The 20,367-nt window shown below is 73.5% G+C and carries 17 protein-coding genes and 2 pseudogenes; 11 read left to right on the forward strand and 8 right to left on the reverse strand.

Going from position 1 to position 20,367, the window contains the following annotated elements:
• Window positions 1-30 precede the first annotated feature (30 nt).
• Both AQJ64_RS08005 and AQJ64_RS08010 read left to right on the forward strand, forming a co-directional pair.
• Entirely contained in the window at window positions 31-708 is a 678-nt protein-coding gene (locus AQJ64_RS08005; RefSeq protein WP_059202531.1) for a macro domain-containing protein, read from the forward strand.
• A 113-nt stretch (window positions 709-821) separates the two neighbouring features.
• On the forward strand, window positions 822-1,682 hold the full coding sequence (locus AQJ64_RS08010; RefSeq protein WP_059202508.1) for an intradiol ring-cleavage dioxygenase: 861 nt from the start codon (window positions 822-824) through the stop codon (window positions 1,680-1,682).
• A gap of 82 nt (window positions 1,683-1,764) precedes the next feature.
• Here AQJ64_RS08010 and AQJ64_RS08015 read toward each other — a convergent pair whose 3' ends face one another.
• The 5 genes and pseudogenes from AQJ64_RS08015 to AQJ64_RS50605 form a co-directional block, all read right to left on the reverse strand.
• Window positions 1,765-2,673: a sulfite exporter TauE/SafE family protein gene (locus tag AQJ64_RS08015; RefSeq protein ID WP_055632834.1), complete on the reverse strand. Its 909-nt coding sequence runs from the start codon at window positions 2,671-2,673 to the stop codon at window positions 1,765-1,767.
• 121 nt (window positions 2,674-2,794) lie between these two features.
• Entirely contained in the window at window positions 2,795-3,253 is a 459-nt protein-coding gene (locus tag AQJ64_RS08020; RefSeq protein WP_055632833.1) for an RrF2 family transcriptional regulator, read from the reverse strand.
• Window positions 3,254-3,287: 34 nt separating this feature from the next.
• Window positions 3,288-4,799 carry an arabinosylfuranosidase ArfA gene (arfA, locus tag AQJ64_RS08025; protein WP_055632832.1) on the reverse strand — a complete coding sequence of 504 codons (1,512 nt, stop codon included), beginning with the start codon at window positions 4,797-4,799 and terminating at the stop codon, window positions 3,288-3,290.
• Window positions 4,800-4,890: 91 nt separating this feature from the next.
• Window positions 4,891-5,856: an arabinan endo-1,5-alpha-L-arabinosidase gene (locus AQJ64_RS08030; RefSeq protein ID WP_055632831.1), complete on the reverse strand. Its 966-nt coding sequence runs from the start codon at window positions 5,854-5,856 to the stop codon at window positions 4,891-4,893.
• A gap of 61 nt (window positions 5,857-5,917) precedes the next feature.
• Window positions 5,918-6,127, reverse strand: a pseudogene (locus AQJ64_RS50605) (extracellular solute-binding protein); the annotation flags it as partial.
• 275 nt (window positions 6,128-6,402) lie between these two features.
• Here AQJ64_RS50605 and AQJ64_RS08035 point away from each other — a divergent pair.
• From AQJ64_RS08035 to AQJ64_RS08045, 3 genes and pseudogenes are all read left to right on the forward strand, one after another.
• Window positions 6,403-7,008 carry a toxin-antitoxin system, toxin component family protein gene (locus AQJ64_RS08035; RefSeq protein ID WP_206189648.1) on the forward strand — a complete coding sequence of 202 codons (606 nt, stop codon included), beginning with the start codon at window positions 6,403-6,405 and terminating at the stop codon, window positions 7,006-7,008.
• A pseudogene (locus AQJ64_RS08040) lies at window positions 7,008-8,078 on the forward strand (MAB_1171c family putative transporter); the annotation flags it as partial. The gene AQJ64_RS08035 and the pseudogene AQJ64_RS08040, both read left to right, overlap by 1 nt.
• A gap of 671 nt (window positions 8,079-8,749) precedes the next feature.
• Window positions 8,750-10,156, forward strand: a complete 1,407-nt coding sequence (locus tag AQJ64_RS08045) for an NAD(P)/FAD-dependent oxidoreductase (RefSeq protein WP_211286464.1) — start codon at window positions 8,750-8,752, stop codon at window positions 10,154-10,156.
• 36 nt (window positions 10,157-10,192) lie between these two features.
• Here AQJ64_RS08045 and AQJ64_RS08050 read toward each other — a convergent pair whose 3' ends face one another.
• Complete coding sequence (locus AQJ64_RS08050; protein WP_055635697.1) at window positions 10,193-11,041, reverse strand: SMP-30/gluconolactonase/LRE family protein; 849 nt, start codon at window positions 11,039-11,041, stop codon at window positions 10,193-10,195.
• Window positions 11,038-11,811 (reverse strand): IclR family transcriptional regulator, encoded by a 774-nt coding sequence (locus tag AQJ64_RS08055; protein ID WP_055635696.1) that lies wholly within the window; start codon window positions 11,809-11,811, stop codon window positions 11,038-11,040. The genes AQJ64_RS08050 and AQJ64_RS08055 overlap by 4 nt, the downstream gene beginning before the upstream one ends.
• Before the next feature lie 667 nt (window positions 11,812-12,478).
• Between AQJ64_RS08055 and AQJ64_RS08060 the strand changes: the two genes are divergently transcribed.
• The gene (locus AQJ64_RS08060; RefSeq protein ID WP_240512731.1) at window positions 12,479-13,135 is read left to right on the forward strand and encodes a hypothetical protein; all 657 of its coding nucleotides are present in this window, start codon (window positions 12,479-12,481) and stop codon (window positions 13,133-13,135) included.
• A 38-nt stretch (window positions 13,136-13,173) separates the two neighbouring features.
• Here the strand turns inward: AQJ64_RS08060 and AQJ64_RS08065 are convergent, their stop codons facing one another.
• A complete protein-coding gene (locus tag AQJ64_RS08065; RefSeq protein WP_055635695.1) occupies window positions 13,174-14,043 on the reverse strand; it encodes an ATP-grasp domain-containing protein in 870 nt (289 codons plus the stop codon).
• Between the two features lie 150 nt (window positions 14,044-14,193).
• Here AQJ64_RS08065 and AQJ64_RS08070 point away from each other — a divergent pair, with 150 nt between their 5' ends.
• The 5 genes from AQJ64_RS08070 to AQJ64_RS08090 all read left to right on the forward strand — a co-directional run bounded on the left by AQJ64_RS08070 (window position 14,194) and on the right by AQJ64_RS08090 (window position 20,299).
• Window positions 14,194-15,345 (forward strand): MerR family transcriptional regulator, encoded by a 1,152-nt coding sequence (locus AQJ64_RS08070; protein ID WP_079061524.1) that lies wholly within the window; start codon window positions 14,194-14,196, stop codon window positions 15,343-15,345.
• Window positions 15,321-16,766: an acyl-CoA synthetase gene (locus AQJ64_RS08075; protein WP_059202509.1), complete on the forward strand. Its 1,446-nt coding sequence runs from the start codon at window positions 15,321-15,323 to the stop codon at window positions 16,764-16,766. The genes AQJ64_RS08070 and AQJ64_RS08075 overlap by 25 nt, the downstream gene beginning before the upstream one ends.
• The gene (locus AQJ64_RS08080) at window positions 16,763-18,100 is read left to right on the forward strand and encodes a carboxyl transferase domain-containing protein (RefSeq protein WP_055638832.1); all 1,338 of its coding nucleotides are present in this window, start codon (window positions 16,763-16,765) and stop codon (window positions 18,098-18,100) included. The genes AQJ64_RS08075 and AQJ64_RS08080 overlap by 4 nt, the downstream gene beginning before the upstream one ends.
• 112 nt (window positions 18,101-18,212) lie before the next feature.
• Window positions 18,213-18,587, forward strand: coding sequence for a CU044_2847 family protein (locus AQJ64_RS08085; protein ID WP_055638831.1), 375 nt, complete (start codon window positions 18,213-18,215; stop codon window positions 18,585-18,587).
• Entirely contained in the window at window positions 18,584-20,299 is a 1,716-nt protein-coding gene (locus AQJ64_RS08090) for a VMAP-C domain-containing protein (RefSeq protein ID WP_059202510.1), read from the forward strand. The genes AQJ64_RS08085 and AQJ64_RS08090 overlap by 4 nt, the downstream gene beginning before the upstream one ends.
• Window positions 20,300-20,367: the final 68 nt, after the last annotated feature.

Genomic DNA, 20,367 nt, shown 5'->3' on the forward strand with positions numbered 1-20,367 from the left:
AAGGACCGGTCCCCGACGGGAGTGTGGAAGATGACCGTGAACCATGTGCAGCCGCCGCTCGAGGTGGTGCTGACCGACGTCAACACCCAGGTGGTCGAGGCCTGGCGGGCCGCGTTCGCCGACACGCCGGAGATCGGGATCCGCAAGGGCTCGATCCTCGAGGTGCGGGCCGACGCCTGGGTCAGCCCGACCAACGCGCGCGGGCTGATGAACGGCGGGGTGGACGCCGTCGTCAAGCGGCACCTCGGCGCGGGCATCCAGCTCCGGGTGCAGCGGGCGATCCGCGACGAGTTCGGCGGGCGGCTCCCGGTGGGCAGCGCGGTGTGCGTGCCGTCCGGGGCGACGAACCCGAAGTTCCTGATCTCGACGCCCACGATGGAGCAGTCCTCGCAGAACGTGAGCGAGACGCTGAACGTGGCCCTGGCCTGCGCCGCCGCGTTCCAGGCGATCCATCGCAAGAACGACGGGACGCCCGGCGGCATCAGGTCGGTGGCGCTGGTCGGCATGGGCGCGCTGACCGGACGGGTCCCGGCCCGGGTGTGCGCCAACCTGATGTGGACGGGCTACACCCTGTTCAACGACCACCGCTTCGACGACTACGACGACCTGCGCGCCACGATCCTCGCGCAGCTCGACGACATCGAGAGCGCGCCCGCCGAGCAGCGGGTCCGGATAGCGCCGCCGAAGCGACCGGCCACCCGCCGCTGACCGGGGCTTGCCCCAACTCGCCGTGAATGACGGGGGGGTTGACCGTTGCATCCCCAGGTCCTTCACAGCCGCACATTAAGGATTTCCTCAGCTGCGCTCCTAGTTTCTTCCGCATGACGGGAAACACCGAGCACCACGAGATCCTCGACAACAACGACACCAACGACAACCAGCAGCCCGGGAGGCACCGGCTCGACAAGAGCGTGAAGCGCCGCCGCGTTCTGATCGGCGGCAGCGCGGTCGCCGCCGCCGGCGGGCTGGCGATCGCCGGCATCGCCTCGGCCGACACCAGCACCAGCGAGTCGAGCTCCTCGGCCGCCGAGGCCAAGGCCTCCACCTCCACCTCGGCCACCTCCGGCGTCTGCACCCTGAACGCCGAGGTCACGGAGGGTCCGTACTCCCTGGAGGGCGCCCTCGTCCGGGAGGACATCCGGGAGGACAAGGAGGGCTTCGAGGTCCAGTACACCTTCACCGTCGTCGACCAGGCCAACGACTGCGAGCCGCTCGCCGACGCCCTCGTGGAGATCTGGCACTGCGACGCCCTCGGCGAGTACTCCGGCTTCGTGGGCGGCAACGGCCACACGGAGGAGGACAACGGCACCTTCCTGCGCGGCGGTCAGATGACCGACGAGAACGGCCAGTGCAGCATCACCTCGATCTGGCCCGGCCACTACGTCTCCCGCGCGGTGCACGTCCATATGCGCGTGCACACGGAGGTGACGCTCACCGACGACTCGTACACCGGCGGCGACATCATCCACACCGGTCAGCTGTTCTTCGACCCGGACATCAACGAGGAGATCCAGGCGACCTCGCCGTACTCCGCGAACACCACCAAGGAGACCGCGCTCGCCGACGACAGCATCTACGACGACGGAGGCGCCTCCTCGGGCCTGCTGACCCTGACCGCTCTCGGCTCCAGCGTCTCCGACGGCTACAAGGCCACCCTCACCGTGGGCGTCAACTCCGCCTGACCCCCAGGGCGGTGCCCACCCACCCCCGCCGCGGCCCCCAGCCACGCACTGGTCAGGGCCGCGGCGGTACGGCGGTCCCTCCTCAGGCCGCCGCCGGCTCGCGTTCCGCGACGGGCGCCCCGGCCGCCCGCTCCCTGCGGTGCGCGCGGACCGAATGGGTGACGGCGGCCGCCCACGCCGCGTAGAGGACGACGTAGACCAGGGTGCTCAGCGCGTCCGGCGCGGCCACCCAGTCGCTCCTCAGCAGCGTACGGATGTTGGTGACGACGATGACGCCGCCGACGGCCGAGCCGAGGACGCGCGGCGGGAGCAGCCGGACCAGCCAGGCGGCGAGGGGCGCCGCGACCATGCCGCCCAGCAGGAAGGCCAGCACCCAGGGCCACTTCAGGCCCTGTGAGCCCAGCGAGAGCAGAAAGCCGAGACTGGCCGCGAGCGCCACCAGGAACTCGCTCGTGTCGACCGAGCCGATCACCTTGCGGGGCTCCATCCGGCCGCTGGCCAGCAGCGCCGGGGTGCCGACCGGGCCCCAGCCGCCCCCGCCGGTCGCGTCCAGGAAGCCGGCGACCAGCCCGAGCGGGGTCAGGAAGCGGCGGCGCAGCGGCTTGCCCAGCCGGTCCTTGGGCAGGCCCCGGAACGTGAAGCGGGACATCACATACAGCCCGAGGCCCAGCAGGATCAGCGACATCGCGGGCTCGGCCAGCTCCGTGGACAGCCGCGACAGCACGGTCGCGCCCAGGAAGGAGCCCACCGCCCCCGGTACGCCGATCCGTGCGACGACCTTCCGGTCGACGTTCCCGAACCGCCAGTGCGAGGCGCCGGACATCAGCGTCGTCCCGATCTCCGCGAGATGGACCGTGGCCGAGGCGGCGGCCGGATTGGTGCCCATGGCCAGCAGCAGCGTGGTCGAGGTCACGCCGTAGGCCATGCCGAGGCTGCCGTCCACGAGCTGGGCGCCGAGGCCCGCGAGGGCGAGCAGTACGAGCGTGCGCATCCCAGATACCTGTTCCCTGGTTCCCTGCTGTTTTCCCTGCCTTCCCCACCGGTTAGGTGGGGATTAACGGGAAGCGAGGCTAGAGGGCCGAGCTGAGAGCGGCGTGTGAAACCTGTGAGACCTACGGGTTCTCCCAGGCCGCCGGTTCCGCCGCGAGTTCCTTCACCGGGTCGGGCAGGGCGTCCGCCGCGATGTCCGCGACGGTGACGCCCTCCAGGATCCGGCGCACGTTCGCCCGCAGCGCGATCCACAGCGGGAGCAGGGGCTGGGCGGAGCCCGTGTAGGAGAGACCGGTGGGGCGTTCGCCCCGGACCGAGACGATCGGGCCGTCCACCGCCCTGATCACGTCCGCGACGGTGATCGACGCGGCGTCGCGGGCCAGGCGGTAGCCGCCCCCTCCACCGCGCCGGCTGTCGACCACCCCGGCCCGGCGGAGGTCGCCGAGGATCCCTTCCAGAAACTTGTGCGGAATGTCCTGTGCGGCGGCGACCGTCTCCGCCTTCACCGGGTCACCGCCCTGCCGTACGGCGAGCTCCAGTACCGCCCGTACCGCGTAGTCCGCCCGTGCCGAGATCCTCATGCGGACATTGTGACGCGCCGCGCGTCCCGCGGGCTCAGGCCAGCCGGACGACGTTCCAGGAGAGCGGTTCCAGGGTCGCCGTCAGCGTGCCGTCCGTCAGCGCCGTGCCCTCGGCCGGGTGCGGGAGGACCCGCTCGGGTTCGGCGAGGGTGTTGCGGGCGTCCGGGTCGGCGTCGGCCAGCACGGTGTGCTCGACGACCGAGCTGAGGTCGAGGCCGTTGAGGGCGACTTCCAGGGGCAGCGCCTCGGTACGGCTGCGGTTGACGGCGAAGACGGTGACCGTGCCGTCCTCGGCCCGGACCGCCGTCGCGTGCAGCAGGTCGGTCTCGCCGTACTTCTTCGTCTCGTACGTCGGTGAGTCCACCCGGACGTCGAGCACCCGGCCCCGGCCGTGGCGGGCGGCCTGGGCGAACGGGAAGAACGTCGTCTGCCGCCAGGCCGGGCCGCCGGGCTCGGTCATGATCGGGGCGATGACGTTGACGAGCTGGGCGAGACAGGCGACCGTGACACGGTCCGCGTGCCGCAGCAGGGCGATCAGGAGCGAGCCGAAGACGACGGCGTCCAGGACGCTGTAGTTGTCCTCCAGGAGGCGGGGGGCCTCCGCCCAGTCCCGCGCGCCGGAGTTCTCGATCTCGTGCCACTTCGAGATGTACCAGACGTTCCACTCGTCGAAGGAGAGGTTGATCTTCTTCTTGGACTTGAGCCTCGCGCCCACGTGGTCGGCGGTGGCGACCACGTTCTCGATGAAGGACTCCATGTCGACGGCGGAGGCCAGGAACGAGTCGACGTCGCCGTCCTCGGGCTGGTAGTAGGCGTGCAGGGAGATGTAGTCGACGAGGTCGTACGTCTCGGCGAGGACCGTCGCCTCCCACTCGGCGAACGTGGGCATGGACTGGCTGGAGGAGCCGCAGACGACGAGTTCGACGCCCGGGTCGATCTGGCGCATCGCGCGGGCGCTCTCCGCGGCCAGCCGGCCGTACTCCTGGGCCGTCTTGTGACCGGTCTGCCAGGGGCCGTCCATCTCGTTGCCCAGGCACCACAGCCGGATACCGAAGGGCTCCTCGTCGCCGTGGGTGACACGGAGGTCGGACAGGGCGGTGCCGGAGGGGTGGTTGGCGTACTCCTGGAGTTCCAGGGCCTCGGCCACGCCGCGGGTGCCGAGGTTGACGGCCATCATCGGTTCGGCCTGCGGGCCGATCTTGCGGAGGAAGGCGATGTACTCGGAGAGGCCGAAGCGGTTGGTCTCCGTGGAGCGCCAGGCGAGGTCGAGACGGCGGGGCCGGTCCTGTGCGGGGCCGACCGAGTCCTCCCACTTGTAGCCGGAGACGAAGTTGCCGCCGGGGTAGCGGATGGCGGTGACGCCGAGTTCGCGGACGAGGTCGAGGACGTCCTGGCGGAGGCCTTCCTTGTCCGCTGTGGGGTGGTCCGGTTCGAAGATGCCCGTGTATACGCAGCGGCCCAGGTGTTCGACGAAGGAGCCGAAGACGCGGGGGTTGACCTCGCCTATGGTGAAGGCGGGGTCGAGGGTGAAGCGGGCGGTGCTCATCTTTTCCTTCCAGGTTCGGTTTCTTCTGCGGGTGGGTGGGGGCTGGTCGCGCCCACGCGGCGGAGCCGCATCTCGATACGGTCCCGCGCCCCTAAAGGACGCGGGGCCAGCCGTCTCTTGTCCAGCTGAGCCTGTTCAGCCCCAGCTTTGGCGTGCCGTCGTCCTCCGCGTCGTAGTAGTGGTACGCCAGGACATCTCTGCCCCTGTCCCTGAAGATCGACTCTCCGCCCGTGCCCACGTATCTGCCGTGGCCCTCCAGGAGGAGGTCGCCGCCTCCGTCCAGCAAAGACGTGCCTGTGCTGTCCACGTAGGGGCCCGTGACGGACGTCGATCTGCCCACCCTGATCTTGTAGGTGGAGTGCACGCCGGCGCAGCACTGGTCGTACGAAGCGAAGAGGTAGTAGGAGCGGCCGTGCCGGACGATGTACGGGCCCTCCACCGCGTACGGGGCGTCCGGGCGGGTCGCCAGATGATGGACCGTGGCGCCCTGGACGGCCTTGCCCGTCATCGGGTTCAGCTCGACCATGCGGATGCCCGTCCAGTACGAGCCGAAGCTCATCCAGAGGCGGCCGTCCGCGTGGATCACGGCCGGGTCGATGGCGTTCCAGGCGTCGGTGGTCCCGGAGGTGAGGACCTTGCCGTGGTCGGTCCAGGTGCCGGGCAGGCCGGTCGGGGAGGTGGCCACGCCGATCGCGGAGTGGTTGGTGCCCCAGGAGGAGACGGCGTAGTAGAGCCAGTAGCGGCCGGCGCGGTAGGAGATGTCCGGGGCCCAGGGGTCGCCGGTGGCGTTGTACTCGTACCACCAACTCGGCGGCGCGGCGAAGGCGTTGCCCGCGTCGTCCCAGTGCACGCGGTCCTTCGAGGTGCGGGCGCCGATGATCCCGCCGGTCGAATAGGCCACGTAGCCGCCGGACTTGAGGCGCAGGACGGTGGGGTCGTGGATGATCCGCCGGCCGGTGACCGGCTGGGGGTCGGGGTAGGTGGTGGAGGCCTGGGCCGTGGCCGGCAGGAGGGCCAGGGTGGCCGCCGCCAGCAGGGTTGCGAGTCTTTGGCGCAACGCGGTCCCCTCTACTGTCCGGCCAGACCGGTGTGGGCGACGCCCCGCACGATCTGGCTCTGGGGTGCCGCTTGCGGAAGGCGTCCACCATCGCGACCTGGTTGGCGCCGTCGCCGCCCTGGAAGAGGTTCCCGTAGCGGATACGGGTGCGGCTGCCGGCCGCGAGCGCGTCGGCGCCGGTGCCGAGGGCGGCGAAACCGAGGCTGCCCGCGACCACGGCACCGCCCGCGGCGGTGAGGAGTTGCCTGCGATTCAGGCGAGGTCGTGCCATACCTTGCCCCTGTCGTCGGTCGGTCCATCACTTCAGCATCGTTCGGCATTTCGGATCATGAACGTAACTTCGAACGCGACCGTAAAATCGATGCGTTTGCGCGTCAATGGTTTCGACACGAAGTCTGATAGCGCTTTCTATCGCGGCCGCGGCTCCGGTCCCGGCCCCGTCGAATCTTTTCGTGACGCGGACACAACCAGCCGCGTAGGCTCGAAGCCGCGACCGGAAGGCGCCGGGCGGGCCGCCCCACGGCGGCGAGAAGGGGGCGGGACCTGATGGACATCGCGGGCGCGCGCGGGACGGCGGCCCGGATCGCCTCCGCGCTGCGGCGCCCGAGGACCGGACCGGCCATGCGCGAACTGACCGGTGCGCTCTCCGCGGCGCTGCGGGCCAGGCCCCGGCGGCCCGCCGGGGTGCGGGAGGTGTCCCGGGCCCTGTGCGAGGCGATGGCCGCGCGGCGCGGCGGACGCCCCGTGGAGCTGCGGTTCGAACGGTTCCCGGACGAGATCGGTGTGACCGGACTGTGGGTGGAGTTCCGCGACTTCGACCTGGTCATCGTGGAGGAGCGGGCCGAGGCCGTGCAGCAGCTGGTCATCCTCGGCCATGAGCTGTGGCATCTGCACGCCGGGCACCGGCACCACCACGGTGCCGGCCGGGACGCGGCGGGGGTCCTCGCCGGTCGGCGCGGCTGGGAGTCCATGGCGCTGACGGTGGCCGCCCGCAACGGGTCCCGGGAGGCCGACGAGGCCGAGGCCGACGACTTCGGGCACCGGCTCGCGGCCCGCTTCCGGCGCTATCTCGCCGAGGGCGGGGCCGGTGGGGAGACCTCACCGGTGCAGCGGACGCTGGGCTACCGCGGACGCGGGGGCGCGGCCCGGTGATGCACGGTCTGCACATCTCCTTCTGGCTGCCCACCGTGGTGCTGGGCGCCGCCCTGGCGATCAAGCTGCCCAGCATCCTCAAGCTGTGGCGGGACCCGCTGCTGCGCGCGGTCGGCGGGCTGCTGCTGTTCGCCTGCGCGGTGTTCGTGTTCGCCGCCCCGAGGACGATCGCCTGGACCAACCGGGTCACCGGGGTCCCCAACATCGCGGCGCCCTGGGTGTACTCCCTGCTCACCGCGCTCTCCGCGTCCTGGCTGCTGCTGGTCATCGCCTGGCGCAACAACCTCACCGAGCGCTCGGCCCAGACCCGGCGCGCCACCCGGTGGGTGGTGTCCGTGTACGCGGGGGTCGTGGTCGCGCTGTGGGTGCTGTTCGCGCTCGCCGACGTGCCCGTGGAGCGGATCCGGGACCTGGACACGTACTACGCCACCACGCCCTTCATGCGGGAGGAGATCCTGCTCTATCTGCTCGCGCACACCGTGGCCTGCTCGGTCACCGCCGGGCTGATCTGGAACTGGAGCCGCACCGAGGGCCTCGACGCCTGGCTGCGCTGGGGGCTGCGCTTCCTGGGGGCCGGGTATGCGACGAACCTGCTGTTCAGCGCGGCCAAGCTGACGGCCGTGGTGGCCCGCTGGACCGGGCACGACCTGGACTGGCTGAACACCGACATCGCGCCGTCGGCCGCCTGTGTCGCCGCCACCCTGGTCGCGGTCGGCTTCATCGTGCCGCACGCCGGCCAGTACCTCCAGGAGCGCTGGCGGGTCCGCCGGCTGCACCGCGGTCTCGGCCCGCTCGCCCGGCTGATGCGCCCCGTCGTCGGCACCCGTGAGCCGCTCGCCCTGCGTGCCACCCCCGAACTCCGGCTGATCCGCCGCGAGACCTTCATCCGTGACGCCGTCCTCCAGCTCTCCCGCCACCTCGACGACGACCTGCGCAGGCGCTCCTACGACGCCGCGGTCGCCCTCGGCCACGACCGCGGCCGCGCCCAGGCCCTGGCGGCGGCGGTGACGATCCAGGCGGCGGTGGCGGCGAGCCGCCGAGGAGAGCCGTCGCCGGAGGGCCCGGCCGACGGGGTGGACCGTTCCCCCCGCTCCGGTGACACCGCGCCGATCGGAAACCCGGCCCTGGGCACCGGAGCCGCCATCGCGGGAGCCCGCGGCGCGGGCCCACGCCTGGAGGAGACGCTGCCCGGGAGCACGGGCGCGCGGACGCGGGGCGCGACGCGCGCGCCGACGCGGGGCGCGGGGGCGGAGGCCCACGATGCGGAAGCCCAGGGCATGAGCCCCGGACCGACGCACGCCGAGGCCTCGGCGTCCGCGCCGCTTGGAGTGTCTGGCCTGGGCGAGGTACCCGGCCCGGGCAGCGTGCCCACCCCGCTCGGGGAGCCCAGCCCCGGCGGCGTGCCCGCCCTGCACAGGGCGCCCGCCCCGGGCGAGATGCCCGCCCCTGGCGAGGCGTCCGGCCCTGGCGAGGCGTCCGGCACAGGCAGCGTGCCCAGCCCGCAGGGGGCGCCCAACCCGGGCAGCATGCCCGCCCCACACGGGGCGTCCGGCCCGCTTGAGGCGTCCGGCCCCGTGGCTCGGTCGGTTCCCGTGCGCGGAACGCCGGGGCCGGGGGCCGGGGCGGACACGACTTATCTGTTGCGGGAGATCCAGGCCGTGTCCGAGGTTCTCCGGCATCCCGATGACATCGACGCGGTCCGTGAGCTCGCGGTCCGCCCCGGCAGAGAGCATGTCCCCGCATGACTGAAGATCCCACCCCCGCCAGAACCGCCGTAGTCCTGGGGGGATCCCATGCCGGCATACTCGCGGCGGCCGCCCTGGCAGGTCTCGCCGAGCGGGTCGTCGTCGTCGAGCGGGACGTCCTGCCCGAGGGTCCCGAGCCCCGCAAGGGGCTGCCCCAGGCCCGTCACGCCCACATGCTGTGGTCGGGCGGGGTGCGGGCGCTCACGGAGCTGCTGCCGGGCGCCACGGAGGCGCTGTGGGCGGCCGGGGCGCGCCGGCATCCGGTCACCACGGACATGGTCGTCATGGGGCCGCGCGGCTGGTTCCGGCGCTGGCCCGAGTCGCACCACGTGATCCTCGCCGGGCGGGACCTGCTGGACGCGACGGTCCGGGCGCAGGTCCTCGCGGACGAGCGGGTCGAACTGCTCGACGGCACCGAGGTGCTGGGGCTGGAGGGCACCGCGGAGGCGGTCACCGGGGTGCGGGTCCGCAGCCGGGAGGGGGACGCCGTACGGGTGCTGCGGGCCGGGCTGGTCGTGGACGCGACCGGGCGCGGCTCGCGGGCGTCGCGGTGGCTGACGGAGCTGGGGCTGCCCGAGGTGGAGCGGCGTGAGGTCGACGCGGGGCTGGCCTACGCGAGCCGGCTCTATCTCGCTCCGGAGCAGGCCCGGTCCGGCTATCCGATCGTGAACGTGCAGCCGGATCCGCGGGACGCGCGTCCGGGGCGGGCCGGCTTTCTGCTGCCCATCGAGGAGGGGCGCTGGATCGTCACCCTCAACGGTACGCGCGGCGGTGAACCCTCCGCCGACGCCGGGGACTTCGTCCGGTTCGCCCGGGAGGAGCTGCGCCACCCGGTCATCGGGGAGCTGTTGGAGCGGGCCGAGCCGCTGACCGACGTGTCGTACACGCGGGCCACGCTCAACCGGCGGCACTTCTACGAGCGGATGCCGCGGTGGCCGGAGAACTTCGCGGTGCTCGGGGACGCGCTGGCCGCGTACAACCCGCTCTACGGGCACGGTCTCGCCGTCGCCGCGCAGAGTGCGGTGCTGCTGCGGGACGTGGTGCGGCGGTACGGATGGGGGGCGGCCGGGCTGGCGCGGCGGGTCCAGCGGGCGGTGGTCCGGCCGGCGGGGGCGGCGTGGGATCTCGCGATCGGGCAGGACGTGTTCTATCCGGGGGCGACGGAGGGCGGGCCGACGGTACGGGACCGGGTGCTGTCGGCGTACGTGGGCCGGCTGATGCTGACGGCGACCGGCAACGGACGGATCGCCCGGCGGGTGACGGACGTGACGTCGCTGGAGCGGGGAGCCGGGGTCCTGCTGGCCCCGTCCGTCCTGCTGGCCGCCGCGGCGGGCCCGCTGAAACCGCCGCTGAGCGGCCCGCCGCTGACCGGGGAGGAACTGAAGCGGGTGGGGCTGCAGTAGGGGTGGCCCCCTCAGGCGGCCTCTCGGCGGCCTCCCTCAGCCCTGGAACGCGGGCTGGGGCAGGCCCTTCCCCGCGCCCGGTATCACCAGCAGGGAGCCCGCCACCGGGTGCGGGGCCGTCAGGCCCACCGTCGCCGTGGTGATGTAGAGGTCGGTGAGGTCGGAGCCGCCGAAGGCGCAGGCCGTCACCCGGGGGGTGGGGAGGGTGATGACGCGGTCGAGTTCCCCCTTGGGGGTGTAGCGGCGTACCGCGCCGCCGTCCCAGAGGGCAACCCAGACACAGCCGTCCGCGTCGACGGTGAGGCCGTCGGGGAAGCCGGCGCCCTCCTCGATCCCGACGAAGGGGCGGCGGTCGGAGATCCGGCCGCCGGCGAAGGAGAAGACGTCGACCCGGCGGGTCGGGGAGTCGATGTAGTACATGAGCGAGTGGTCCGGGCTCCAGCCCGTGCCGTTGCTCACCGCCACGTCGTCGAGGAAGACCTCGGTGGTGCCGTCGCCGGTGAAGCGGGACAGGGTGCCGCCGCCGGGCGCCTCGTCGTAGCGCATGGTGCCGGCCCACAGGGAGCCGTCGGGGGCGACGGCGGCGTCGTTGGCGCGGCGGCCGGGGACCGGCTCGTGGTGCAGCCAGCGGAAGGCGCCGTCCTCGTCCAGCAGGGCCACGCCGTCACGGAGGTTGAGGACCAGACCGCCGCCCTCGCGGGGCTTGGCCGCGCCCACGTGCTGGTCGGTGACCCGGACCGTGCGGTGGCCGGTCGAGGGGTCGTAGGTGTGCAGCCGGGAGCCGAGGATGTCGAGCCAGAGCAGGCGGCCGGTGGCCGGGTCCCAGGTGGGGCCCTCGCCGAGGGTGGCCTCGGCCCGTACCGCGATGTCGTACGAGGTGCTCATGCCACGCTCCGGTAGCCGAGGAGTTCGGAGAGCTCCGCGGCGCCCTTGGCAGCGAGCTGCTCCAGCTCGACGCGGCGCTCGTCGCTCCAGCGGATCATCGGGACGGAGATCGACAGGGCCGCCACGACCTGGCCGGTGCGGTCGCGGACGGGGGCGGCCACACAGCTCACGTCGGGGTTCGACTCGCGGCTCTCCACCGCGACGCCCCGGTGCCGGATCTCCGCGAGTGCGGTGCGCAGGGCGGCGGGCTCGGTGATGCTGTTCGGGGTCATCCGCACGAGCTGGGCGTCGTCGGGGACCCGGGCGGAGAGCTCGCTCTCGGGCAGGGAGGCCAGCAGCATCTTGCCGACGGAGGTGCAGTGGGCGGGCAGCCGGCGGCCGGCGGCCGAGACCATGCGCACCGCGTGCGTGGAGTCGACCTTGGCGATGTAGATGACGTCCGTCCCCTCCAGGATCGCCACGTGGACCGTCTCGTCACACGTCTCGGCGACACTGCGGGCGATCTGCTGACCCTCGGCGGCGAGGTCGAGCTGCTCGGCGTACCGGCTCCCGAGCTGGTACGGGCGGACCCCGAGGCGGTACCGTCCGGGCTGTCCGGGCACGGGGACGATATAGGAGCGCGCGGCGAGCGTGGTCACCAGTTCGTGCACCGTGGTGCGCGGGAGCTGGAGCCTGCGCACGATGTCGGGGGCGGAGAGCGTCCCGTCCCCGTCGAGGAAGAGCTCGAGAATGTCGAGAGCTCGGGTCACGGCTGGTACGAGGCGTCCCACGACCGGCCCCCTCCCTGTTTCGTCCCTGGCCTGCGTTCGAAATTTCAACAGGCGATCGGCATGGCGAACACAGGCTGTCATATGGCGCTGCGCTGGGCAATGGTCGTCAACTACACCGGGACTCAAGTCCCGGGCTTGCACAACGGGTGCCACTGGCGGTGACGTGGCGTTTGCGTCCAGTTCCGGCATGCCGGTTCGCCCTGTCGATGCGCCCGCACTCGGCGCAGGTGCGGGAGGTGTACGCCGGATGTCGACGATGCCCAGGTCGATGCCGGGGACGTCATGCGGATCGGTGTTCAGCGGCGCCTCGGGCACCTCGCAGGGCGCCAGCGGCATCCGGTCGTCGTACGGCTGCGCGCCCCGCGGACGGAAGATCGGCTTCCCGTCGGCTTTCCGGCAGCGCTTCACGCCCTTCTCGAACGCGACCTCGCTCGCCCAGGTGGCCGCCTCGTCGCAGGCGTGCAGGGTCGCCCCGAGTGCCGCCGCCTGCACGGCTCACCGAACGTACACACCCGTGCGAGGCACCACCACACGTTCGGGACGGATCACCCGATCGAGGGAAGTGAACCGCCACGCCCCCCACCGTCTTTGATTCCTCCCAGGCGTAAAAGCCCGGGGTTCGTCGCTGGAATCATGCTGGAACGCCTCGGTGGGCCAGGATGGGGGCATGCCGACCCCGAAACGTCTCGCCGGCACCTTCAGTGTCGCCGACTTCCAACTCGTGCTGCTGCGCCGCATGGCCGACCACAACCCGGATCTGGTGGACGACGCCCGCCATGACCTGGGGGTGTCCCTGGCGCAGATGAGGGAGGCCAACAAGCGTTGGCAGGCCATGGTCCACTCCCCGCACGCACGGGGCGCCCTCTCCCGTTACCGCTCGGTCCTCGGTGAGCCCGAGTCGAGGACCGCCCGCCGCGTCGGCGACCTCGACTGCGAGTCCTGGCAGTGGCCGATCCCGCTCTGGCCCGACCTGCGCTTCGAGGTTCTGCTCGCGCCGAACAACTCCGTCTGGAACGACTGGCTGGTCCGCGCCCCGCGGCAGCCCGGCCCCGCGCTGAACACCCTGGACGACCTGGCCCCCTGGTCCTGCACGGTCGACGAGGTCGCGCACGCCTTCGCCCCGGCCCGCCCGCTGGAGGGGACCGCCCCCGGCCGCTGGGGACTGGCGTTCACCGCGCCGGACGCGCTGGGCGCGCCCAGGGAGGTGATCGCCGAGTTCACCTGGGGCCTGCTCCAGCGGGCGACGGTCCGGGACGGGAACGGCCCCGGGCCCGGCCCGTACGAGCAGCAGGAACTGCACGAGCGGCAGTACGGGCAGTACTAGCGGGCCGCCGCTCGGTGCTAGCGGGCCGCCGCTCGGTGCTAGCGGGCCGCCGCGAGGATCGCCACCACGACCGCCGCCACCGAGCCGGTGTGCAGGGACAGGAACAGGTTCGGTTCGACCAGTTCCAGTTCCATGACCTGGGGGCGGCCGTCGTCGCCGTCCACGAGGTCCACACGCGCGTACAGCAGCTCGGGGGCCCCCGGTACGGCCGCCAGGGCCTGTTCGGCCACGGCCAGTTCGGCGTCCGTGGGCTGCCAGGCCTCCAGGCCGGGGTGGGCCACCTTGCGCTCGTCGTACGGCGTGCCGGGCGCGAGGACGGCGCCCTTGCGGCTGGCGTGCAGCAGACGGCCGCCGAAGAACTGCAGGGCCCGCTCGCCGGCCGCGTCGATGCCCCGCACATAGGGCTGCACCATCGCGGTGAAGCCCTCGGCGTGCAGGCGCGCGAGGTGCCGTACGGCGGTGTCGTGCTCGTCGGGGGTGTAGCGGGCGGCGAAGCGGGCGCCCCCGCCGGAGGTCGGCTTCACGACGTACTCGTGGTCGTCGGGGAGACCGGCCGGCTCGCCGGGCGCGAGGTAGCGGGTCGGGACGGTCGCGACCCCGGCGGCCGCGAGCGCGCCGAGGTAGCGCTTGTCGCCGTTCCAGCGGATCACCTCGGCCGGATTGGCCAGCCGGGTGGCCGCGCCGGTCTTCTCGGCCCAGGCCAGGAACTCGGCCGCGCGCCAGCTGTAGTCCCAGGTGGAGCGGATGACGGCGAGGTCGAAGCCGGCCCAGTCGGCGTCGGGGTCGTCCCAGACGACGGCCCGCGCGTCCGCCCCGGCCTCCTTCAGCGCCGCCACCAGCCCCGGCAGATCCCGGTCGACGGCGACCTCGGGTCCGGGCCGGCAGGTGACGAGGGCGATACGGGGCACAGCGGGACTCCCTCTTCGTACTCATGTCCGATGATCGGTCCCCGGAAGGCTAACAACCGCCGCGGGAACCCGCACAGGCCGCTTGACCTTCCCCCTCGGTGAAGCCACAGCATCGGTGGCGAGGAACGGCTCGGCACCCGGGGAGTACGCATGGACCTGCTGACGATCGGTGCCTTCGCGAAGGCCTGCCGGCTGTCGCCCAAGGCGCTGCGGCTCTACGACGAGCTGGAGCTGCTGCGGCCCGCACGGGTCGACCCCGACACCGGGTACCGCTACTACACGGCCGGGCAGCTGGAACAGGCCCGGCTGGTGGCCTGGCTGCGGCGGCTCGGGATGCCGCTGGCCCGGATCCGTGAGGTCTGCGCCCTCGGCGATCCGGCGGCGGCCGCCCGGGAGATCCGCGCCTACTGGGCGCGGGTCGAGGCGGAGACGGCCGTACGGCGGGACCTGGCCGCGTTCCTCGTGGATCAGCTGTCGGCGACACCGAGGAAGGACACCACCATGCTGGAACTGCGTTACTGCGCCCGCTCGGACCGGGGGCTGGTCCGCCCCGAGAACCAGGACACGGCGTACGCGGGCGGGCGGCTGCTCGCCGTCGCGGACGGATTCGGACCGGCGGGGGCGCCTGCGAGCAGGGCGGCGGTGCGGGCGTTGCGGGGGCTGGACTCCGAGGAGGTTCCGGCCGGGAACGTGCTCGCGCTGCTGGAGGAGGCGGTGCGTGGCGCGCACGACGCGGTCCGGGAGGCCGCGGACGGCTCGGACGAGGTCGGCACGACCCTGACGGCCCTGCTGTGGACGGGCTCCCGCACGGCCCTGGTCCACATCGGCGACACGCGCGGCTACGTACTGCGCGAGGGTGCCCTCCGTGTCATCAGCCACGACCACACGGTGGTCCAGTCGATGATCGACGAGGGCCGGCTGACCCCGGAGGAGGCCCTGAGCCACCCGCAGCGCGCCCTGCTGCTGAAGGCCCTGACCGGCGGCGCCCCCGCCACCCCCGACCTCCGTCTGCACGACGCCCGCCCCGGCGACCGCTATCTGCTGTGCTCCGACGGTCTGTCGCGTGTCGTCGGGCACGGCCGCATCCACGACCTCCTCGCCCGCGCACCCGGCCCGGACGACGCGGTCCGCGCCCTGGTCGCCGAGGCGAACGCGGCCGGTGGCCCGGACAACGTGAGCTGTGTGGTGGCGGATGTGAGGGAGGTGGTGGAGGCGGCCCGACCCGGGGCAGGATCGAGGGCACACGACCACAGCCCACCAGTCCAAGGAGCGTCCGCGTGTCCTCTCTCTTTCCGGCCCTGACGGGCGATCCCTCCGAGCGCGTCGCGCTGCGGTTCGGTGAGCGGGTCCTGACGTACGCGGAGCTCGCGGCGGCGGCCGGGGCCGTCGGGGAGCGGGTACGGGGGAAGGGGAGGGTGGCCGTGTGGGCGACGCCGGCCCTGGAGACCGCCGTGGCGGTGGTGGGGGTGCTGCTCGCCGGATCCGCCGCCGTGCCGCTCAATCCGAAGTCGGGGGACAAGGAACTCGGGCACATCCTCCGGGACAGCGCGCCCGGGCTCGTCCTCGCCGCTCCGGGCGACGAACTGCCCGCCGCCCTCGCCGGGTTCGAGCGGGTGGACGTCGATGTCCGCGCCGTCGGGCCGACGTCCGCGGTGGAGTCCGCCGACGACGGGGACCCGGCCCTCGTCGTCTACACCTCCGGCACCACCGGCCCCCCGAAGGGCGCGGTCATCCCCCGGCGGGCCGTCGGCGCCACCCTGGACGCCCTCGCCGACGCCTGGCAGTGGACGGGGGAGGACGTGCTGGTGCACGGGCTGCCGCTGTTCCATGTGCACGGGCTGGTGCTGGGCGTGCTCGGGCCGCTGCGGCGGGGCGGGGCGGTACGGCATCTGGGGCGGTTCACCACGGAGGGCGTGGCCCGGGAGCTGAACGGCGGCGCGACCATGCTGTTCGGGGTGCCGACGATGTACCACCGGATCGCCGAGACGCTCCCGCAGGACCCGGAGCTGGTCAAGGCGCTGTCGGGGGCGCGGCTGCTGGTGTCGGGCTCGGCCGCGCTGCCCGTGCACGACCACGAGCGGATCGCGGCGGCGACCGGGCGGCGGGTGATCGAGCGGTACGGCATGACGGAGACCCTGATGAACACGGCGGTGCGGGCCGACGGGGAGGCCCGGGCGGGCACCGTCGGGGTGCCGCTGCCGGGGGTGGAGCTGCGGCTGGTCGACGAGGGCGGGGCGGCCGTCGCGGCGTACGACGGGGAGACCGTCGGCGAGATCCAGGTGCGCGGGCCGAATCTGTTCACGGAGTACCTCAACCGGCCCGACGCGACCGCCGCCGCCTTCACCACCGACGGCTGGTTCCGCACGGGTGACGTGGCCGTGCTCGATCCGGACGGGTATGTGCGGATCGTGGGGCGCAAGGCCACCGATCTCATCAAGAGCGGCGGGTACAAGATCGGCGCCGGGGAGATCGAGAACGCGCTGCTGGAGCATCCGGGGGTGCGGGAGGCGGCCGTCACGGGGGCGCCGGACGCGGACCTCGGGGAGCGGATCGTCGCCTGGATCGTCCCGGCCGATCCGCAGTCCCCGCCGGACGCGGCCGAGCTGGCCGGCCATGTGGCCGGGCGGCTCGCACCGCACAAGCGGCCCCGCGAGGTGCGTTACCTCGACGCGCTGCCCCGCAACGACATGGGGAAGATCATGAAGCGGGCGCTGCCGTCATGACGGGACGGGCCAGCGCCCGCGAGGTCATCGCCCTCGTCACCGACGCCTTCACCGAACTCCCCTACCCGGCCAGGAACTTCCGCCGCGACGGACCGCTCGCCTGGCCCGGCTACGACCTCTCGCGCGCCCGCGGCGCCGAGCGCACCGGTGAGAGCGAGTCCGTCGTCTGCGGCACCGCGGAGGTCGAGGGCACCCGAGCGGTGCTGATCGCCTTCGAGTTCGGCTTCCTGGGCGGCTCGCTCGGCGAACGCACCGGCGACCGGCTGGCGGCGGCGTACGCCCATGCCCGGGAACACCGGCTGCCCGTCGTGCCGTTGGTCGCCACCGGCGGCAGCCGGATGCAGGAGGGCATGCTCGCCCTCACCCAACTCCAGCGGGTGGCGCGGGAGTCGGCGCTGACCCGGCAGGCGGGACTGGCGCAGATCGCGGTGCTGCGGGACCCGACGACCGGCGGGGGCTGGGCCACGCTCGGCGCGGGCGCCGACGTCGTCCTCGCGCTGCCCGGCGCCCAGGTCGGCTTCGCCGGGTCACGGGTGCGGCCGGCGGACGCCGATCCGGCCGCGTACACGGCCGAGGCGCAGGTCGCGGCGGGGGCGGCGGACGCCGTCGTACCCGAAGGGGAGCTGCGGGAGACGCTCGGGCGGTGGCTGCGGCTGCTGACCGGGGCCTCCGGCGAGCCGGCCCCGGTGCCGGAGCCGCTCGGCGCGCGCGATCTGCCCGCCTCCGGCTGGGACGCGGTACGCCGCGCCCGCTCCCCCCGACGGCCGCGCGCCCCGAAGTACCTGGACGCCTACTTCACCCACCGGGTCGCGGTCCGCGGCGACCGGTGCGGGGGCACCGACCCGGACGGGATGCTGTGCGGCTTCGGCGAGCACGGCGGCCGTACCGTCGCGTACGCCGCGCAGACCGGGGCCGCCACCCGGCCCGCCGGATACCGGACGGCGACCCGGCTGATCCGGCTCGCGGACCGGCTGGGCATCCCGGTGCTCACGCTGGTGGACACGCCCGGCGCGGCCAACGACGCCGAGGCGGAACGGCAGGGCGTGGGCGCGGCGATCGCGGAGCTGTTCGGGGTCCTCGCCACCGTGCGGACGCCGGTCACCACGCTGGTGATCGGCGAGGGCGGCTCCGGCGGGGCGCTCGCGCTGGCCGCGCCCGGCCGCACCTGGGCCGCGCCGGACAGCTACTTCTCCGTGATCGCGCCCGAGATGGCCGCCGCGATCCTCAAGCGGCCGCCCGCGGAGGTGGCGGAGACGGCCGGGCAACTCCGGATCCGGCCGCAGGACTTGGCGGAACTGGGGGTGATCCGGTCACCGGAGCGGGGGACGCCGTGAAAACGGGCGGAGGAACAGGACAACCCCGAGTACCGTCCGTAACAATGGGGCTGCGCAGAGCCGCGGGGCCCGCGCAGGCCGGGAGAGCGAGAGAAGGGGCTACGGGGGCGTCGTGGACGGACTGGTGGAGTTCAGGACCGACGACGGGGCCGTGGTGTCCGTCGAGGCGGCCGCCGACCGGCGGCCCGGGTCACGGCTGGTGGCGCGCGGCGACGGCACGGTCCAGGCGGCCCGTACCTTCGAGGACGCCCTGGAAGGGGTGCGGGCGGCGGCCGAGTCCGCGCTGCGGGTGTTCCGGGACGGCACGTTACGGCCGGACGGCGTGGAGATCGAGTTCGGGGTGAAGCTCTCGGCGGAGACCGGCGCGATCATCGCCAAGGGCACGGCGGAGGGCCACCTCGTGGTGAAACTGACCTGGTCCCCCGCACCGGCCGAGACGCGACAACCGTCACCGGACGGAGGGCCGGAGCCCACCACCGCCTCATGAACAGCGCCGAGTGGCACGCCCGGATCGAGACCGCGGGCCAGGTCGCCGGGGCGGGCTTCCTGATCACCCCGCGCAAGGTGCTGACCTGCGCCCATGTGGTGGGCGGGGGCGGCGCGGCGGACGGGCTGACGGTGACGTTCACCGAGCGGCCGGGCTTCCCGGCGGTACCGGCGCGGGTGATCGCCGACGGCGGCTGGGGCGGCGGCCCGACCGATCTCGGCGATCTGGCCGTACTGGAACTGGCGTACGAGGTGCCGATCGCACCGGCCGCGCTCGCCCCGGTCGACGCGGCGCACGGACAGCGCGCCGACCGGCCCCGCAAACTCGTCGTGTACGGCTTCCCGGTCGGCTTCGACGAGGGCACGCTCGCCGAATACCGCGTCACCTCAGCCCAGTTGCTCAACCGTGAGTGGATCCAGCTGGAGGCCTGGCAGCCCGGCGGGCAGCCGCTCGCGCCCGGGTTCAGCGGCGCCGCCGTCGCCCTCGCCGACACCGGCGAGGTCGTCGGCATGGTCACCGCGGCGGCGGGCGCGCAGGGCGTGCACAACGGGCGGATGATGCCCACCGAGGTCATGGCCCGCTACTGGCGCGGCCTGGAGGGCCTGGTGCCCACCTCCGACCACGGGGCGGCGGACCGGGCCCGGCTGCGCGGACTCGTCGAGCGGGCCGTGCGCGCGCATCTCGACTGCGATCCCGTACGGCTCGTCCGGCTCTACGAGGCCGCCCGGGGCCCGCTGGACCCGGACGCTCCCGAAGAAGGGTTCGACTCGCTGTGGTCGGCGGCCCTGTTCGTGCTGTGCGAGATCGACGGCGCCGACGCGGCCGGCACCGTCGCCCGCTTCACCGCCCAGGTGGAGGCGTTGTTCCGGGCCCCTGCCGGGCCGGCCGCCGCGCCCGACTGGTCGCCGATCCTCGTCGATCTGCGGCACAGCGGCGCCGGGGACGGGCATGTGCGGGTGGAGGTGTCCGCGTACAGCGGGGGCCGCCGGCATCCGGTCGCCTCCGAGACCGTGCCGCAGGCCCGGGTGCGGGCCTATGTGCAGGAGCGGATCGACGCCGCGTTCCGGTATCTGACGCCCGGCTGCGACGAGTTGATCGCGTTCGCGCTGCCCCGGGACTGGATCGACCTGCCGGTGGACCGCTGGGCGAGCGCCCCGGACGACGAGACCCCGCTGGGGTCCGTGTACCCGCTCGTCGTCACCGACCAGGCGCGGCTGCGGCCGGGCACCCGGCACCAGCTGACCCGGGCCTGGCGGCGGCTGGACACCCTGCCGGGGGCGCGGGTGCACCGGGTGGAGTGCGCCAGCCCCGAGGAACCCGCCCGGCTGCGGCTCAGGTTGCGCAAGCCCGACGCGTGCCTGGCCGGTTTCGCCACCGCCCCGGCCGCCTCGCGCACCCGCCCCCATTTCGACACCTCGCTCACCGCGCCCGCCCCGGTGGTCATCTGGTCGCGGGGCGGCTGCGCGGGCGGCGCCGAGGGCTGCGCGGGCGGCGACGGCTGCGCGGGCAAGACCTTCCTGGACGAGCTGGACGCCTGTGTCTCCGCGGTGCCGCCCGCCGAACTCCCGCGCGAGGTACTGGCGTTGCGCGAGGAGGCCGACGCGGACGAGGGCCACTGGGCCCGGGACATCCAGCTGCTGTGGGACGACCCGCGCGTCTTCACGGACCCGCACGGCGACGCCCCCGCCCACGCCCGCTCCCCCGTCTCCTGAGCCACCGCCCCACCACCACGGATGCGTACGCCGAGTCACGCCGAGTCACGCCGAGTTTCGAGTTTCGG

It is taken from the genome of Streptomyces griseoruber (assembly GCF_001514205.1).
GTDB classification, from domain to species: domain Bacteria; phylum Actinomycetota; class Actinomycetes; order Streptomycetales; family Streptomycetaceae; genus Streptomyces; species Streptomyces griseoruber.

Bases quoted from the DNA above. Each gene is read 5' to 3' on its own strand.
- AQJ64_RS08005 (WP_059202531.1), top strand. From the start codon at position 31: ATGACCGTGAACCATGTGCAGCCGCCGCTCGAGGTGGTGCTGACCGAC.
- AQJ64_RS08010 (WP_059202508.1), top strand. From the start codon at position 822: ATGACGGGAAACACCGAGCACCACGAGATCCTCGACAACAACGACACC.
- AQJ64_RS08015 (WP_055632834.1), bottom strand. From the start codon at position 2,673: ATGCGCACGCTCGTACTGCTCGCCCTCGCGGGCCTCGGCGCCCAGCTC.
- AQJ64_RS08020 (WP_055632833.1), bottom strand. From the start codon at position 3,253: ATGAGGATCTCGGCACGGGCGGACTACGCGGTACGGGCGGTACTGGAG.
- arfA (WP_055632832.1), bottom strand. From the start codon at position 4,799: ATGAGCACCGCCCGCTTCACCCTCGACCCCGCCTTCACCATAGGCGAG.
- AQJ64_RS08035 (WP_206189648.1), top strand. From the start codon at position 6,403: ATGGACATCGCGGGCGCGCGCGGGACGGCGGCCCGGATCGCCTCCGCG.
- AQJ64_RS08045 (WP_211286464.1), top strand. From the start codon at position 8,750: ATGACTGAAGATCCCACCCCCGCCAGAACCGCCGTAGTCCTGGGGGGA.
- AQJ64_RS08050 (WP_055635697.1), bottom strand. From the start codon at position 11,041: ATGAGCACCTCGTACGACATCGCGGTACGGGCCGAGGCCACCCTCGGC.
- AQJ64_RS08060 (WP_240512731.1), top strand. From the start codon at position 12,479: ATGCCGACCCCGAAACGTCTCGCCGGCACCTTCAGTGTCGCCGACTTC.
- AQJ64_RS08070 (WP_079061524.1), top strand. From the start codon at position 14,194: ATGGACCTGCTGACGATCGGTGCCTTCGCGAAGGCCTGCCGGCTGTCG.
- AQJ64_RS08080 (WP_055638832.1), top strand. From the start codon at position 16,763: ATGACGGGACGGGCCAGCGCCCGCGAGGTCATCGCCCTCGTCACCGAC.
- AQJ64_RS08090 (WP_059202510.1), top strand. From the start codon at position 18,584: ATGAACAGCGCCGAGTGGCACGCCCGGATCGAGACCGCGGGCCAGGTC.